This is a genomic window from Planctomyces sp. SH-PL14 (genome assembly GCF_001610835.1).
In the GTDB taxonomy this organism is placed as follows: Bacteria; Planctomycetota; Planctomycetia; order Planctomycetales; family Planctomycetaceae; genus Planctomyces_A.
Genome location: NZ_CP011270.1, coordinates 1,076,802 through 1,092,797, shown reverse-complemented (window position 1 = coordinate 1,092,797; position 15,996 = coordinate 1,076,802). Strand labels below are relative to the sequence as shown.

The window sequence follows — 15,996 nt, the reverse complement described above, 5'->3', positions numbered from 1 at the left end:
CGTTGTGTCCAACAGCCCAGGGCCGCCCGCGTAGCGGGCAGCCCTGGGTTTCGTTGTAATCAGCGGTGTCGATCTCGTTCCTTCCGAAAGAGCGGAGTGAACGGCTCGCGAGATGCCTCTGACCTTCAGCCTTAAGCCTTCCGCCTTAAGTCTCCCCTTATGCTGAGCGACTTCCTCAAGATCGGCGATCGCATTTCGGTGCTCCCCGTGATTCACGGAAGCGGCGATTTCGCGGTCGAGGTCCGGCGGGTCATGCTGGCCCACAAATTCGACTGCCTCGCGGTCCCGCTTCCGCCGTCGTTTCAGGCGGCGGTCGAAGGGGCGATGGAGCACCTGCCGACGGTTTCCATCGTCGTGCAGGAGGAGGTCTCGGGGCCGATGGCGCGGGAGTGGACGCCGGAGTCGGAACGTGAAGAAGAGGGGGACGGTGGCGCGAGTACGGCGCGGGCGAGCTACGTTCCGATCGATCCCTGCCAGCCGGTGATCGCCGCCCTGCGGATCGCCCGCCAGGAGCGGATGCGGCGGGCCTTCATCGACCTCGAAACCGATGACTTTCAGCCGGCGACCGGCCTTCTGCCGGATGCCTATGCGCTGAAGAAAGTCGCCGTCGACCAGTTCGCAGCATCGGTCCTCCCGGCGATCCCCCGCCCCGCCGCCGGCACCCAGCAGGAGCAGCGGGTCCGCTTCATGGCAGCGCGGCTCCGGGAGCTGGAGAAGAAGAACAAGTCGATCCTGCTCGTCTGCTCGGTCCTCGACTGGCCCTGGATCCGCGAGGCGTTTCAGGAACGCCTTCCCACGGAGGACGTCGAAGAAGCCGCAGCCGAGGAGCCCCAGGCGTACCGGGTGAAGTCATCGACGCTCCTGTTTCTCCTGGGCGAGCTTCCGTTCATCGTCGGGCTCTATGAACGGGCCCGGTTCGAGCTCGAGGATGACGAGAACCTTTCGATCGACGGAGTGAAGGAGCTGCTCCTCGCCTCGCGGGACCGGTACAAGGCGGACCTCAAGCAGCGGGCCCGCCGGATCTCGCCGCAGCTTCTGCGGACGTACCTCAAGTACGTGCGGAACCTGTCGCTGATCGAGCGGCGGTTCACACCCGATCTCTACACGCTGATCGTCGCTGCCCAGCAGATGGCGGGGGACCAGTTCGCCATCCATCTCGCCGAGACCGCCCGCGAGTATCCGTATGACGAGTGGAACCCGCTCGACGAGTTCGAGATGTCGATCGGTCGGGGCAAGTTTCCGGACGGGACGATCGCGGACATGAAGTCGCGGCTTCCCGGGCCGCCGGTCGTGTGGCGGACGTGCCAGCTCAACCGTCGGCCGCCGAAGATCGATCAGCAGAAGTGGCAGACGATGTGGAATCCGTTCCGGCAGTGCAGCTGGCCGCCGGAGGACATTGCGATCGAGCGGTTCCGGACGCACGTCAAGGACCATGCGCTGCAGATCCTGGGGCACGACCTGGCGCGGATCGAGAAGTTCTCGACGAGTCTCAAGGACGGGCTGGATATCCGGGAGACGCTGCGGAACTGGCATACGGGGGACCTGTATGTGAAGGTCCTGCCGCCGAGCCGGGGGAATCTGGACTGCGTCATCATGCTGTTCGATTCGCCGGCCGATCCGCGGGAGTATCCGTGGCGGATCACGTGGCATGCGGAGAGCCATGACGAGTCGACGCTGTCGTTCTTTGCGACGCATTACCGCGGCGAGATCGTGGGCCCGGGGATTGCGCATGCGGTGTATGGGGGAGCGATGTTTCTCTTCCCGCCGCGGGATGTGTTCGATATCTGGCGGGATTCGCGGTTTGATGCGGCGGACACGCTGGAGGAGCGGATGCTGCTGGCGGCGTTCCATTATTCGACGGAGAAGCACATCGCGGTTTTGTCCGAGGCTCCGCCGGGGGCGGTGTGGCGTCGGCTGGCGAAGAAGCATGGGAAGAAGCTGGTGCATGTGCCGCTGGCGCATTTCAGCCAGGAGACGATCCAGCAGTTGCGGATGTTCCATGTGTTGAATGGTCAGCAGGTTCGGAGTTATGCGGAGCACTTCATCCGCAAAGGTTAACGGAGTCCCCGACATCATTTTTCACCCGGGTCCAGGGGGTGCCCCTGGTGGGGAGTGCAGAGGGGCAACGCCCCTTTGCCCGCCGGAGGCTGTCTCGTCGAGAGATGTCTGAAGGAGTCCGTGTCCAAGCGCGGACACCGTGCCGGATGCCCTCTCACCAACCCGCGGGGATTACAAAGCGAGTGAGGGAGTCCTCAACGCCGGTTCCACAAAGGGGACGCCCGTTGCTTACCAAGGTTCCTCACAGGAGTGCCTCCGGCGGCAAGGGGTCGAAACCCCTTGACCCCAGGCTGCCGTGGCACGTTGGGTTTGAGCTATGAGAATCCGTCCGGCAAGGACGCGGTTTGGGCCACGTTGTACGAACGGCGCGCGAAGCGCCATCATGCCCCATCGTCCAACGTCGCCCCCAGCCCAGCCCCGTCCCGGAGCCCCCAGTGCCGCCCCTCGCCAATCCCTCCGCGGTGGCCTACCTCCTCTTCGACGTCGAAGCCATCGCCGACTCCAAACTCGTCGGCGACGTCCGCTACCCCAAAGACAACCTCGCTCCGGCCGACGCCCTCACCCGCTATCGCGCGGAGCTCATGGAACAGAACGGCAAGGACATCCTCCCCGCCACGTTCATGCTCCCCTGCTCAGTCGCGGTGGCGAAGGTCTCCGGCGACTTCCGGCTGATCGACGTCGTCACGCTCGACGACCCCAAGTACCGCCCGCACGTTATCACCCGCACGTTCTGGCAGGGATGGAAACACTACAACCGGCCGGTTCTCGTCACCTTCAATGGCCGCGGCTATGACCTCCCCGTGCTCGAACTGGCCGCCTTCCGCTACGGCTACTCGATCCCCGAGTGGTTCAACGTCAACGCCATCTCCTACGAGCAGTCACGCAACCGCTACAACATCAACTCGCACATCGACCTGCTGGATACAATCTCGAACTTCGGCGCCTACCGCGTCACCGGCGGCCTCAACCTGCTGGCAACCCTGATCGGCAAGCCGGGCAAGACGTCGATCGACGGCTCGAAGGTCCAGGACATGTACGACACCGGACAGGTCAAGGAGATCAACGACTACTGCCGCTGCGACGTCCTCGACACCTACTTCGTCTTCCTCCGGACACGGGTCCTCCTCGGCCGCCTCTCGCTCGACGACGAGCAGAAACTCGTCGACGAAGCCCGCGCCTGGCTCGACCAGCAGTCCGAGCAGCACCCGGCCTACAAGCACTACCTCGAACACTGGGGGGACTGGCAGCCCCCCGTCGACTGAGCCCGGGTTTCGCCCGCGGTCACTGACCGATCTTACTGGCCAATCTTCTCGACCTGCTTGAGCAGCGCTGTCCGGGGATCTCCCTCGGCGGCGTCGACCACGGTCACTTTCGCCCCGGTCGAGAGCGCCGCGACCGCCTGCGGGACGTCGAGCGTCTTGAGCACGTTCAGGAGCGCGGGGCCGGTCATGTGCGACTCCGGCAGTCCGGTCAGGCGGACCTCGTCCGCATCGGCTTCGAAGAGCGCCGCGTAGAGAGCCCAGACCGACGCGTCCCCTTCGCCGTCGATCTGCAGCGTGTACTTCCGGTCGCCCATGATCTCGCGGATCGCGGTCACGGCCCGCCGGACGTCCCAGGTCCGGGCGGAGTTGTCGGTCTCGCCGAGGAGGTAGAACCGCCGCCGGATGTGCGTCTCTTTCTTCTTGTCCTGATTCCACTGCGTCGGCCCGATCCCCCGCGGAGCGAGCCAGAAGTGGATTGCCTCATCCGTCACGTCCGCTCCCCAGGGAGACTTCCCCCAGGCGGGCTCCGCCAGAACATGGAGGACCACTTTCGATTCGGGCGCCTTCACGCTCTCCGGCTTCGCCGTCATCCGCAGGCCGAGCCGGTACGGCGTCTGGCTGTTGAACTCATACTCGGTCTCGACCGCCCCGGGCGAACTTCCGGCGGAGAGCTGCTTGAGGTAGAGCCCCTCGACGTCATCCCCCTTCGGCCAGGCCCGGAATGTCTTGGCGATGAGCGCTTCCTTCCAACCGCGGACGAGCGAATCCCACTCGGCACGCGAACCGGGGACGGCCGGGGCCTTCGCCATCGCGACGAACTGCTCGTGAATCTTCGTGTTGATCTCGTCGGACGGGTTCTGATCGAAGACTCGCAGCTCCTCCGGCGTGAGGAGCTTCAGCTCAGCGGGGAGGACGGGCCGGTCGACCTTCTTGAGGAACCGGTCGAACCAGACCATCGCGTGAACACGAAGCTCCTGCGTGTCCTTGTGGCCCCCTTCGGTGATCTCGAGGCCCAGGGAGTTCGGTTTCTGAAGGGTCCGGAAGACGTCGCGAGTTGCGGTGTAGGTGTGGACCACCCCTTCCAGCGGGAAGATCGGGTCTTTGTCCGTGTTGGCCAGCAGCAGCGCCCGTGGGGCGATCATCGCCGCCAGCATCGGGTAGTCCCACCGGTACGTGTTGACCATGTACATGCAGTCGCAGTGACCTTCCACACAGTTCTGGACGACGTGGTCGTCCAGGTCCGTGATCCCTGCCACCGGGACGGCGCACTGGATCCGCGGATCGACCGCCGCCGAGTACCAGCTGTAGGCCCCGCCCCCCGAACGGCCCGTCACGCCGAACCGGGTCTTGTCGACCTCCGGCCGGGTTTCGAGATAGTCGAGCGCCCGGATGCAGTTCCACGCCTCGACGCCGGCCGGGGTGTAGCCGCGGGAGACCCACCACCACATCCCCAGGTTGTGCGTGCCGTGGTGCAGGGCCTCGATCTCGCCGAGCTGAATGCTGTCGATGATGAGACACACATACCCGTGCCGGGCGAACCAGACGCCGTGATGGTGGTAGTGGGTCTTGTTGCCGTAGCTGACGTCGCCGACCTTCACCTTGCCGTGCCCACAGACGTACAGGATCGCCGGGAGCGGCTCCTTTACCTCTTTGGGCCGGTACAGATTTCCGGTGACGTAGAGGTGCGGCGAGGACTGAAAGTGGACGTTCTCGACGATGAAGTCGCCGTGCTCGGCGGTCTTCGTGACGACCGGATTCAGCGGCGTCCGCTCCGGAAGCGGCTCGATCCCGAGCATTTCGCGAAGTTGCCGGCGATACGCCTCCGACTCGGCGGACCAATGGGCCGACCGCAGCCGGCGCTCGCTGTCCCGGGCGATTTCGGCGGTCCGGATCGCGAAGTACCGCTGCAGGAGGCCGTCCCCTGCGGCGGTGGGGGAGGCCGGAGGAGGCGCGGGCTCGGCGGCCGAGAGACCTCCGCAGAAACAGAGCCATCCCAGAAGCAGGGCGGGAACAGTCCGCATGACGGAACTCCAGACGAGGATTGAGTCAGCGCCGGCTCATCCCTGAGACACCGGCAATTTATTGTTCCCAACAGTCGTCGGCCACTCTAGAATCCGGGCTTCTGACGGGGGACGCTGACTGTCTTCCGGGCGACCTACGAGCGAAATGGTTTATGTCGAGCTTCATCTTCACGAGTGAATCGGTCAGCAGCGGGCATCCGGACAAGGTCTCGGACCAGGTCTCGGACGGTGTCCTGGACGCCCTCCTCGCTCAGGATCCGCGGTCCCGCGTCGCCTGCGAAACCCTCTGCACCACCGACTTCGTCTGCCTGGCGGGTGAAATCACCAGCACCGGCAAGGTCGACTACGCCGCCGTTGCCCGGGACGTCATCAAGCAGATCGGCTACACGAGCGACGACATCGGCTTCAACGCCTCCACCTGCGAAGTCCTCGTCAAGCTGCACTCGCAGAGCCCGGACATCGCCATGGGTGTCGATCGGGACGGTGCCGGCGACCAGGGTCTGATGTTCGGCTACGCCTGCGACCAGACGCAGGAATACATGCCGCTGCCGATCGCTCTCTCGCACCGCATTCTGAACCGCCTTACCGACCTGCGGCAGTCGGGCGACGTCAAGTGGCTGCGGCCCGACGCCAAGAGCCAGGTCTCGGTCCAGTACAAGGACGGCAAGGCGGTCGGGATCACCGCCGTCGTCGTCTCGACGCAGCACACCCCCGAGGTCGAGAACAAGACGATCTCGGACTACATCATCGGCAACGTCATCAAGGAAACGGTTCCGGCCGCTCTCCTGTCCGACAAGACCGCTTACCACATCAATCCGACGGGTCGGTTCGTCGTCGGCGGTCCGCACGGGGACTGCGGCCTGACCGGCCGGAAGATCATCGTCGACACCTACGGCGGCTGGGGCCGTCACGGGGGTGGGGCGTTCAGCGGTAAGGATCCGACGAAGGTCGACCGTAGCGCCGCCTACATGGCCCGCTACGTCGCCAAGAACATCGTTGCCGCCGGTCTCGCCAAGGAGTGCGAGATCCAGCTCGCTTACGCGATCGGCGTGGCCGACCCGGTCAGCATCCGCGTGGACACCCGCGGCTCCAGCGTCGTGGCGGAAGAGAAGCTCGAAAAGGCGGTCCGGGACGTCTTCCCGCTGACGCCGCTCGGGATCATCAACCACCTGCAGCTCCGCCGCCCGATCTACCGCAAGACCGCCTCGGGCGGACACTTCGGCCGCAGCGAGAAGGAATTCTCCTGGGAAGCGACGGACAAGGCCGGTGCCCTCCGCGAAGCGGTTGGCGTCTCCGGCGGCGCTCCGGCTCCGCAGTTCCAGTTCTAAGTTGGATCGCGTCCCGGCCGCGGCGGAGCCTCGGCCGTGGCCGGCACGTTCGACCCGTGGAATGGAATCCACAATGTCCAAGTCGATCAAGGCGCTCCTGGCGCTCAACCTGACAACGGCCGCTTTCCTTGTGGGAGCGGTCGTTTTTTCACGCGCCCTGGCCGGGGCGAACCTGGGGCCCGGGATCGTCGGCACCGGCTGGCGCGTGCTTGCGATGCTGCTCGCCGGCGGGCTGGCTCTGGGGGCGTGGCGGCTGACCTGGGAGGAGCGGGTTCGCCCGTTCGACACGGTGACACGCCTCGCATCGGCGCTGGGACTGGTCTCCGCACCGATGCTGATGATGTGTGTCGCGATGGCCCCAGGAGCAACGTCCTTCGGTATCGCCTGTTCCGTCCTGATGCTTACCGCCGGGAGTGCCGTTGCCGGCGCTTCGGCCATCCGCTCGCTTCTCGACGAGATCGGTGCTGAGCTGACGACCGAGGCGCCGAAATCTGCAACGACGCAGCTCCACCCTATGGCAGCACCCGCTTCCGGCGCGGCCTTGAGCGGCCAGGATGACCAGAACGCGGCTTCCCGCCGGGAACGGGTGCAGAACTGGAGCCGGTCCGTCGTTGATGGCGTGGAGACGATCGAGGCGGAGGTGACGGCGGCGTTTGCGGCGGGGGAACGGCAGACGCTGATTCACCTGCCGGTGCAGCCGGCCCTGTCCTTTACGCCGCGTGTCGAGTGCGAGCCGGTGGATGACGGGGCTGCGGAAGAGATCGAGATTGATGCCGAACTGGTGACGACGTTCGGCGTTCGGCTCCGTGTCCGCCGCTCGGGGGGGACGGCCAAGGCGGCGCAGGTGCGGATTGCTGTGATGCTCACGCCGCCGGAGAGTTCGGCCAACGCGGCGTAAGCTCGCTTAAACCGTGTCCTGGCCGGCACAGTTTCCATAGCTCAAACCCAACGTGCCACGGCAGTCGGGGTCAAGGGGGCAACCCCTTGCCGCCGGAGGCACTCCTGTGCGGAACCGTTGTATGCAACGGACGTCCCCTTTGTGGTGCCAGCATTGAGGACTCCCTCACACCACGCCGCTCGCTTTGCAATCGCCGCGGGTTGGTGAGGGACAGACGACACGTTATCCGCGTTTGGATACCCACTCCTTCAGACATCTCTCGACGGTCAGGCCTCCGGCGGGCAAGGGGCCAAGAAAACAACACAGGCCCCTCTGCACTCCCCACCAGGGTGCCCCTGGACCTGGTTCATCTGGACGCTGGCCGCCCCTGGTTTTGCAGGCTTTTGACCGTCTGCTATCCTCCTCGCGCGGACCGGCAGACGACGGAGATGCCGGCCCACGAGTCCTGTCAGGACCGTGATCACAGGACTCCTCAGTCGACATCGCCGGGAAAGCTTTCATGGCTCAGATCAACGCGGGTGATTTTCGGAAGGGAATCAAGGTCATCATCGAAGGGAAACCCTACGACATGGTGTCCTGCGAATTCGTCAAGCCGGGCAAAGGACAGGCCCTCTACCGCACCCGCAACCGCAACCTCCTCACCGGCCAGGTCCTCGAGATCACCTACCGCAGCGGTGACAGCCTCGAAGCGGCCGACGTCCGCACCAACGACGGCATGTACTCGTACTTCGACGGTTCAAACTACATCTTCATGGACAACGACTCGTTCGAGCAGGTCGGCCTGTCCGCCGCCGTCTGCGCCGACCAGATGAAGTACATCAAGGACGCCACCCCCTGCAGCCTCCTGTACTGGAACGAGCAGCTCATCGGCGTCACCCCCCCCCAGCACATCATCCTCGAAGTGACCTACAGCGAACCCGCCGCCCGCGGGAACACCGCGAACAACGTCACCAAGGGAGCCACGGTCGAAACCGGCGGCGACATCCAGGTCCCGGCCTTCATCAACGCTGGCGACAAGATCAAGATCGACACGGCGACCGGCGAATACCTCGGCCGGGTCAACAGCTGATCCCGGTCGGCCGGGGTGCCCGGCGGCCGATCGACAGAATCCCACGGACGGACGGTTGAGGCTCGGCCTGCCGTCCGTCACGCTTTGGCGGCCGGCTTGTCCGCCCCGCCCGCTTCTTCTACCCGTTCAACCGATTCTTCACCCCCGCGCGTTCAGGTGATTCGATGGCCGAATACTTCCCCAGCGTTTCGAAGATCGAGTACGAAGGTCCGAAGTCCAGAAACCCGCTGGCCTTCAAGCACTACAACCCGGACGAGGTGATCGAAGGGCAGACGATGCGGGATCTGTTCCGCTTCAGCGTCTGCTACTGGCACACGTTCCGCGGCACCGGGACCGACCCGTTCGGCTCGGCGACCCTCCAGCGTCCGTGGGATGACGGCTCGGACTCGATCCCGAACGCCCTCAAGCGGGTCGATGTCGCCTTCGAGTTCATGCAGAAGCTCCAGGCACCGTTCTACTGCTGGCATGACCGGGACATCTCCCCGGAAGGCTCGAGCCTGAAGGAGTCGAACAAGAACCTCGACGAGATCGCCAAGAAGCTCAAGGACAAGCAGGGGGAAACCGGCATCAAGCTCCTGTGGGGGACCGCCAACCTCTTCAGCAACCCGCGGTTCATGCACGGCGCGGCGACCAGCTGCAACGCCGACGTGTTCGCTTTCGCGGCCGCGCAGGTCAAGAAGGCGATCGAGGTGACCTATGACCTTGGCGGCGAAAACTACGTCTTCTGGGGGGGCCGCGAGGGGTACCACAACCTCCTGAACACCGACATGAAGCGGGAAACCGATCACCTCGCCCGGTTCATGCACATGGCGCATGACCACGCGAAGTCGATCGGCTTCAAGGGGCAGTTCCTGTTCGAGCCCAAGCCCAAGGAGCCGACGAAGCACCAGTACGACTTCGACGCCGCCACGTGCCTCAACTTCATCGGTCGCAACGGGCTCGACGGGATCGTGAAGCTCAACATCGAGACGAACCACGCCACGCTGGCGGGGCACTCGATGATGCATGAGCTGGAAGTCGCCCGGATCCATAATGCCCTCGGCTCGATCGACGCCAACACCGGCGACGCGCTCCTGGGCTGGGACACCGACCAGTTCCCGACCGACATCTACCTCACGACGCAGATGATGCTCGTGATCCTGAAGCAGAACGGCCTCGGTTCCGGCGGGACGAACTTCGACGCCAAGGTCCGCCGTGAGAGCTTTGAGCCGATCGACCTGTTCCACGCCCATGTCGGCGGGATGGATGCGTTCGCCCGCGGGGCCAAGATTGCGGCGGCGATCCGTAAGGATGGGGTCCTCGACCAGTTCGTCTCCAACCGGTACCGCAGCTTCGACAGCGGGATCGGAGCGCAGATTGAAAGTGGCAAGGCGAGCTTTGCCGACTGTGAGCGGTACATGCTCGAGAAGGGCGAGATCACCGGCAACGAGTCGGGCCGGCAGGAATACCTTGAGAACCTGATCAACGACTACATGTAAGGTCGCTCCGGTCGCGACTGAGCATGGCGCAGTCCTTAAGAACCGGGGTCCAGGGGGTACCCCTGGTGGGGGATGCAAGGGGGCGAAGCCCTCTTGCCCGCCGGAGGCCTGGCCGTCGAGAGATGTCTGAAGGAGTGCGTGTCCGAACGCGGATAGCCTGCCGGATGCCCCCACATCAACCCGTGGGGAATCCTGAAGCGAGGGGTGAGTCCTCAACGCCGGTACCACAAAGTGGACGTCCATTGCGTCCCAAGGTTCCTCATGGAAGCGCCTCCGGCGGCAAGGGGGTGAGACCCCCTTGACCCCGGCTGCCTTGGAACGTTGGGTTTGAGCTATGAGAACCCGTCTGGCCAGGACGCGGTTCAAGCCAGTTCCCTTCCTCGGCAAACGAAAAAATGGCGGTCGGCCACAGCTCATCGAGCGGGCCGATCGCCATTTTCGTTTGAAGAGACGAAGTCGATTACTTCTCGACCTTCTCAATCGTGTCGGCCTTCTTCTCGCCGGCGTCTTCGATCGCATCCGCCTTCTTCTCGCCGGCGGACTCAATCGCGTCCGCCTTGTTCTCGGCGCTGTCCGTCTTGGCGTTCCCCAAGGCGTCCTTCCCGGCCGCATTGCGGACGGCATCCGCTTCGCCCTGGCTCTGCTTCCGGACGGTTTCCGCCTGCTGCTGCGACGAATCGCGAACCGCATCCGCCTTCATGTCAGCCGGGGACTTCTCACAGCCCGCGAAGCCGAGGACCGCACACGAAACGACAACTCCCATGGACCGCAACATTGTTCTCTCCCCTTGTTCGAATACGGTTTCACGCCGCCGGACGGGCGGTCGAGCTAGCCAACGACGTTGGCCGTGTCCGAAGGCTCTTACGCATTCGTTATGCCGAGCGAGCGAAACCCGCTTCGCAGTCGGTTTTGCGGGCCGGAAAGGGCGGAATTGTGAATGCGAAGCGCGCACGGCGACGCCGCATCGGTCAGCAGTGGGCGGGGCGTCGCCAAAAAGAGTGCCCGCGACCGCGGTTCAGCGAGTTTTCCGGTCCGCCAGGCGGGGACGCTCCGGTTCGATGTGCCGCGCGTGGTGCTCGACGACGATCGCCACCGTCCGCCGCTCCGTGCCGCTGGCGTTCGTTCCGACGACCGGGAACATCGAGCGGCCGTCGATCAGCGGGAACCGGGCTTCGAACTCGCCGCCCGCGTCCACGGCGACCGGCTCATCGTCGATCGTGATCCTCGCTCCGGCGGAGGTCTTACCGTGGATGCAGAGCTCGCACTGCACGGCGATCGACGCGGGACCGCTCTCGATCGCCGTCTGCGGGGGAGTGTCGTGGTGGTTCCCCCCGTTCGGGGCGCTCGATCCGGATGCGGTCCGGATCAGGGCGGAATGGGCGATCACGGTGATCTCGTCGGCCGACGTCCCCATCCCGAGCTCGAGCTGATAGTAGCAGCCCGGATTCTCGACCTGGACCTGCCAGAGCGTGGCATCGGCCGGGAGCGCGAGCGTCTTGAGCCGCCGCCGCGAGGCCACGGAAACTTCCGGGTCCCCGCATTCGTAGACGATCAGGAAAAGGGCCGTCCCGCGGCGGCGAGCGCTCCCGTTGGCCAGAGGGCGATGCTCCATCTGCGGCGTGAGACGCCAGCGAGCGGTGAGCCAGTGGGGACTTGCGACGTCGACCGCGAGCACGCCGTTCTCACGGTTCCGCTGCAGCTCGTCCAAAAGCTCCACCCGCGTAAGCGTCTTCCATTCGACAATCCCCGCGCTCCGGGCGAGCTGCGCCAGGCGCGTGCGGGGAAGTTCGCGGAGTTCCTGGGGAGACAAATCGCGTCTCCTGCTGGATGCAGGGCTCCGACCAATTCCCGGCGAGCGCAGGGACCAGGGGGAGCACTTTGTTGTTCGGAAAGGAAACCGTGACGGGAGGGCTCCGGACCGGCCCGCGCTGACGATTGCCGCGCGGTCCCGTTCACAGGGGCCGGGGTTGATTATTCCGACTGCGAGTGCCATCTTCAATCCGACCGCGAGTCCGCGTTCGGGATGAACAGGACCGCCGCCGCGGGCCGGCTCTCCGGCCGCGGACGCGATGATTGAAGTGACGCCCCACGGATGAAGCCGACATGGCCCAGCGCCCTCCCCGCAGCCGCCCCAACGTCTCGGAAATGGATCCGATGCCGACGGAGCAGGTCGCGGTGCACGATCGCACGAACGATCTCGTCGCCGACCTGCATCTGACGGCGGACAAGCTCGTCAGAGACCATGCGGTGACGGGGGACGTGAAGATCATCTCCCGCGCGGCCAAGGAGCTGCGGTACGCCTTCAAGGTCTTCACCCCGTACCGGACGAACCGCAAGGTCTCGATCTTCGGCTCGGCGCGGATGAAGCCGGACCACCCGTCGTTCGTTCAGGCGGTCGAGTGCGGCCGGCTGTTCGGCAAGCAGGGCTGGTACATCGTCACCGGCGCCGGCGGCGGGATCATGGAGGCGGCGCACATCGGGTGCGGCCGCGAGAAGGCGATGGGGCTCAACATCATGCTCCCCTTCGAGCAGGACGCGAACCCCGTCATCAACGACGACCCCAAACTCGTCAACTTCAAGTACTTCTTCACCCGCAAGCTGCTGTTCGTGAAGGAAGTCCACGCCATCGTGATCTTCCCCGGCGGCTTCGGGACGCACGATGAGTGCTTCGAGACGATCACCCTGATCCAGACCGGCAAGCGGGACCTGATGCCGATCGTCCTCGTCGACCAGCCGGGAGGGGACTACTGGAAGGACTGGGTGACCTACGTCCGCAAACACCTGCTCGACACGTCTCTCATCTCGCCGGAGGACATGTCGCTCTTTACGGTGGTCAGCGATCCGCAGGATGCGGTCGACGAAGTCCTGCGGTTCTACACCGTCTACAACAGCATGCGGTACATCCGCGAGAAACTCTACCTGCGGCTGCACGTCGAGCCGACGCCGGGACTGCTGGCCCTGCTGAACTCCGAGTTCCAGGACATCCTCGTGACCGGGATCATCGAGACGGTCCCGCCGCATCCGATGGAGGCGAACGACGCCCACCTGGCCGACCTCCACCGGATCTCGCTGCACTTCAACCGCCGCAGCTTCGGGCGGCTGCGGCAGATGATCAACTTCATCAATGCGGAGCTGATGGACCAGGACGCTCCGTGACGTCCCGCGCGGCGGACATCGTCCGGAACGTCTCCTCCAGCCGCCGCAGTTCGCCGGCCCACTCCGGGATCGGTGTTTCCATCGACACGATCCGGACGTGGGGGAACCCGGCCGGAAGACAAGCAGCCCACGGGGTGTGCGAGACATAGAGGACCGGGACGTCCCGCGGAGGAGCGACGACGGGGGCTCCCGAGGCGGAGAGCGGATCCGCATGCACGACCAGAATGTCCGCGCCGGCGCTCTCCTGAACCGAGTGCGCCGGGCGGGCTTCCAGACCGCAATCGCTCAGGACCTCGACGCAGAGGCCGGTCAACGGAGCGTCAAAGCCGACGACTCCCACCCGGAGCGTCGGCCCCGCCGCGAGGGGTTCCGGACGGCAGAGGAACGCAAACGCCTCGGCGCGGTCCGCCGTCAGCGGCAGCGGCGCCGCCCCTTCCAATAGAGAGTCGAGTTCGGCGGCCAGACGGGCAGGGAACTCAGCTGCGGTCGCCCAGACGGCGACGACCGGCAGGTGCCGATTGCGGATCACGCTCTCGCACCAGGCTCCCCCCACGATGAGGATCGGCGCGCCGGGAAAGCCTCCGACGAGCCGCTCCAGCTCGCGCTCCTGGTACCGGTCGGGATGCTCGACCGACCAGACGACCAGATCGATCGCCTCGGCGCCCCCCGTTCTCCCGGGGGACTCTTCGGCGAGCCGCAGCCCCGGCCGCCGGGCGGCTTCCCGCTGGAGCGCCGCGTCCGCCTCCGGCGGCAGCGTTCCGAAGCAATGCAGACGGACAGACAGCATCCGAACGCCAGTCCATGAAAAAAGGGCCGGGAGAAAACTCCCGGCCCCGGTCGATTCCAGTTTCGCGTTGGCGGATCGTGTTCACGATCCCCGGCGACGGAAAGCTCGGTCTTACTTCTTGAACAGTCCGCTGGTCGTGCCCGACGATTCCTTCTGAGCGTTGACGCGGTCCGGGGTGTACTTGCCCGAGACCCGTCCGCTGGAAGTCCGGTCGCCGAGCGGCTCGTTGATCCCCGTGCTGCGGGCTCCCGCCTTGAGGTTGAACGGGCGGTTCTCGCCGGGGCGATACAGCCGCTGCTGCGGTTCGATCCCCATCATCGCCAGGAAGTCCTGGAGGTTGATGACGCGGACGCCGTTTTCCGTCGCTTCGTCGACGAGAGCCTTGTGCTCGGTCAGGACCCGCTTGATCTGATCCTGCTTTTCATCCTGGCCGGGGAACAGCGTCGGGTCTTCCATCGGGCCGACGACGAGGAACTTCGACCGCGGGGTCAGCTTCGAGTCGGCGGGCTCCCGCACTCCTTCTTCGTTGACGAGGACTTCGATGTGGGCCCGGGCCGAGGCGAGGCGGTCTTCGAGCATCTTGCGGTCGTAAGTGCCGTCGCCGTCAAAGTCGATCCGTCCGACGAACGAGAACCACTGCTCCTGGCCGTGATGCCACACCGGCGAGTAGATCGGGTCTTCGTCGGCGATCGGCCGGCGGAGGTCTTCGCTGATGATTCGGGCCTTGGAGCGGTGCGGCCCCAGGATCTCGGTCACTTCGATCTTGGCCTTGATGTCCTTCTGCGTCCGGGAGACCCCGGTGTTGTCCTTCACGTAGACGGCGAACGTCGTCTGCGGGCGGAGGTTGTCGAGCGAACCGAGGTTCAGCCACACGACGTGGTTCTCGGGATCGACTCCCGTAACCCGTCCGTCCGGCGTTTCGAAGTTCGGATCGAGAACGTCCTGGAGCTGCTTGCGGTAGAAGTTGACCGTCTGCTTCAGCGTCGTGATCCGCTTCTCGAAGTCTTCTTTCGTGCGGACGAGCTCGTCGCGGAGCTGCTCCTTTTCGATCGTTTCCCGCCGCAGCGCTTCGTCCGCCTGCTGAATCGCCTGGTCCTTGACCTTGTGCTGCTCTTCCGACTGCGTGATGTTCTGCTGCAGGTCGGCTTCGCTCTTGGTCTTGGAGGTCAGGGCTTCGTCAACGCGGGCCTGGTTCTGGGCGTTGACCGCCTGCAGGGCGACGTTCAGGTCTTCCTTGTCCTTGCGGAGCTTCTTGAGCTCGGCGTCCTGCGTGGCGAACCGCGTGGCGAAATCGTTGAGGGCGGCGGTCACGTGCGGCGTGGCGGCCGGGTTGTTCTCCGCGGCCAGGCTGCCGACGCGGCGCATCAGGTTGACGACGTCGGAGATGACGGTGTTGGCCTTCGACGGATCGGCCATCGTGCCGACTTCCGGCTGGGCGTTGCCGAGGAGCTGCTTGAGCTCCTGGACGTCCTGGTTGGCCCGGGTCGCCGCGGCGTCGGAGGCGGACTTCCCTTCATTGGCCGTCTTGAGCTGCCCCTGGACCTGCCGCAGGTCCTTGAAGACCATGTACCAGCCGCCGCCGCAAACGGCGGCGATCAGAAAGAACACGATTGCAACAAAGTGGATAGCTTCCGGCTTCTTGGACGGAGCTGCCATGGCGAATGCCTTCGAAAGGATGTGGCTGTCCGCAACCGGAGGCCGCGGTGAAAAAAGCACCGCAACCGGAGGTTGCCACGAAACACGCCGTCCCCGCCTTGGGACAATCAAGCTCTCATGTTGTCGGTCGTCACGAGAGCGGGCTTGACCGGTGAATGAGCAGTCCCGTCAACGTGCACGACCGTCACGACCGCGCGATACGAAACCACTGTTCAGGTCAGTGTACGCAGCCCAGGGCCCGAGTCAATAATTTCCCTAAGTCCCAGAGCAAACGGCCCGGGCG

At 65.0% G+C, this 15,996-nt stretch carries 12 protein-coding genes; 7 read left to right on the top strand and 5 right to left on the bottom strand.

Annotated elements, in window-relative coordinates; all coding sequences use genetic code 11:
- Positions 1-159 precede the first annotated feature (159 nt).
- Entirely contained in the window at positions 160-2,058 is a 1,899-nt protein-coding gene (locus tag VT03_RS04385; RefSeq protein WP_075091866.1) for a hypothetical protein, read from the top strand.
- 434 nt (positions 2,059-2,492) lie between these two features.
- The gene (locus tag VT03_RS04380; protein WP_075091865.1) at positions 2,493-3,320 is read left to right on the top strand and encodes a 3'-5' exonuclease; all 828 of its coding nucleotides are present in this window, start codon (positions 2,493-2,495) and stop codon (positions 3,318-3,320) included.
- A gap of 32 nt (positions 3,321-3,352) precedes the next feature.
- Here VT03_RS04380 and VT03_RS04375 read toward each other — a convergent pair whose 3' ends face one another.
- Complete coding sequence (locus VT03_RS04375) at positions 3,353-5,341, bottom strand: alpha/beta hydrolase family protein (protein ID WP_075091864.1); 1,989 nt, start codon at positions 5,339-5,341, stop codon at positions 3,353-3,355.
- Between the two features lie 152 nt (positions 5,342-5,493).
- Here VT03_RS04375 and metK point away from each other — a divergent pair, with 152 nt between their 5' ends.
- The 4 genes from metK to xylA all read left to right on the top strand — a co-directional run bounded on the left by metK (position 5,494) and on the right by xylA (position 10,114).
- Positions 5,494-6,669 (top strand): methionine adenosyltransferase, encoded by a 1,176-nt coding sequence (gene metK, locus VT03_RS04370; RefSeq protein WP_075091863.1) that lies wholly within the window; start codon positions 5,494-5,496, stop codon positions 6,667-6,669.
- Positions 6,670-6,742: 73 nt separating this feature from the next.
- Complete coding sequence (locus VT03_RS04365) at positions 6,743-7,567, top strand: hypothetical protein (protein ID WP_075091862.1); 825 nt, start codon at positions 6,743-6,745, stop codon at positions 7,565-7,567.
- A gap of 499 nt (positions 7,568-8,066) precedes the next feature.
- Positions 8,067-8,636 (top strand): elongation factor P, encoded by a 570-nt coding sequence (gene efp / locus VT03_RS04360; RefSeq protein ID WP_075091861.1) that lies wholly within the window; start codon positions 8,067-8,069, stop codon positions 8,634-8,636.
- Between the two features lie 164 nt (positions 8,637-8,800).
- Positions 8,801-10,114 carry a xylose isomerase gene (gene xylA, locus VT03_RS04355; protein WP_075091860.1) on the top strand — a complete coding sequence of 438 codons (1,314 nt, stop codon included), beginning with the start codon at positions 8,801-8,803 and terminating at the stop codon, positions 10,112-10,114.
- A gap of 460 nt (positions 10,115-10,574) precedes the next feature.
- Here the strand turns inward: xylA and VT03_RS04350 are convergent, their stop codons facing one another.
- On the bottom strand, positions 10,575-10,889 hold the full coding sequence (locus VT03_RS04350) for a hypothetical protein (RefSeq protein ID WP_075091859.1): 315 nt from the start codon (positions 10,887-10,889) through the stop codon (positions 10,575-10,577).
- A gap of 240 nt (positions 10,890-11,129) precedes the next feature.
- Entirely contained in the window at positions 11,130-11,924 is a 795-nt protein-coding gene (locus VT03_RS04345; RefSeq protein WP_075091858.1) for a DUF4912 domain-containing protein, read from the bottom strand.
- Between the two features lie 293 nt (positions 11,925-12,217).
- Here VT03_RS04345 and VT03_RS04340 point away from each other — a divergent pair, with 293 nt between their 5' ends.
- Positions 12,218-13,270 carry a TIGR00730 family Rossman fold protein gene (locus VT03_RS04340; RefSeq protein WP_075091857.1) on the top strand — a complete coding sequence of 351 codons (1,053 nt, stop codon included), beginning with the start codon at positions 12,218-12,220 and terminating at the stop codon, positions 13,268-13,270.
- Here VT03_RS04340 and VT03_RS33165 read toward each other — a convergent pair.
- Both VT03_RS33165 and VT03_RS04330 read right to left on the bottom strand, forming a co-directional pair.
- Positions 13,236-14,057 (bottom strand): hypothetical protein, encoded by an 822-nt coding sequence (locus VT03_RS33165; RefSeq protein ID WP_075091856.1) that lies wholly within the window; start codon positions 14,055-14,057, stop codon positions 13,236-13,238. The genes VT03_RS04340 and VT03_RS33165 overlap by 35 nt on opposite strands.
- A 111-nt stretch (positions 14,058-14,168) precedes the next feature.
- Positions 14,169-15,713 carry a hypothetical protein gene (locus VT03_RS04330; protein WP_075091855.1) on the bottom strand — a complete coding sequence of 515 codons (1,545 nt, stop codon included), beginning with the start codon at positions 15,711-15,713 and terminating at the stop codon, positions 14,169-14,171.
- Positions 15,714-15,996 lie beyond the last annotated feature (283 nt).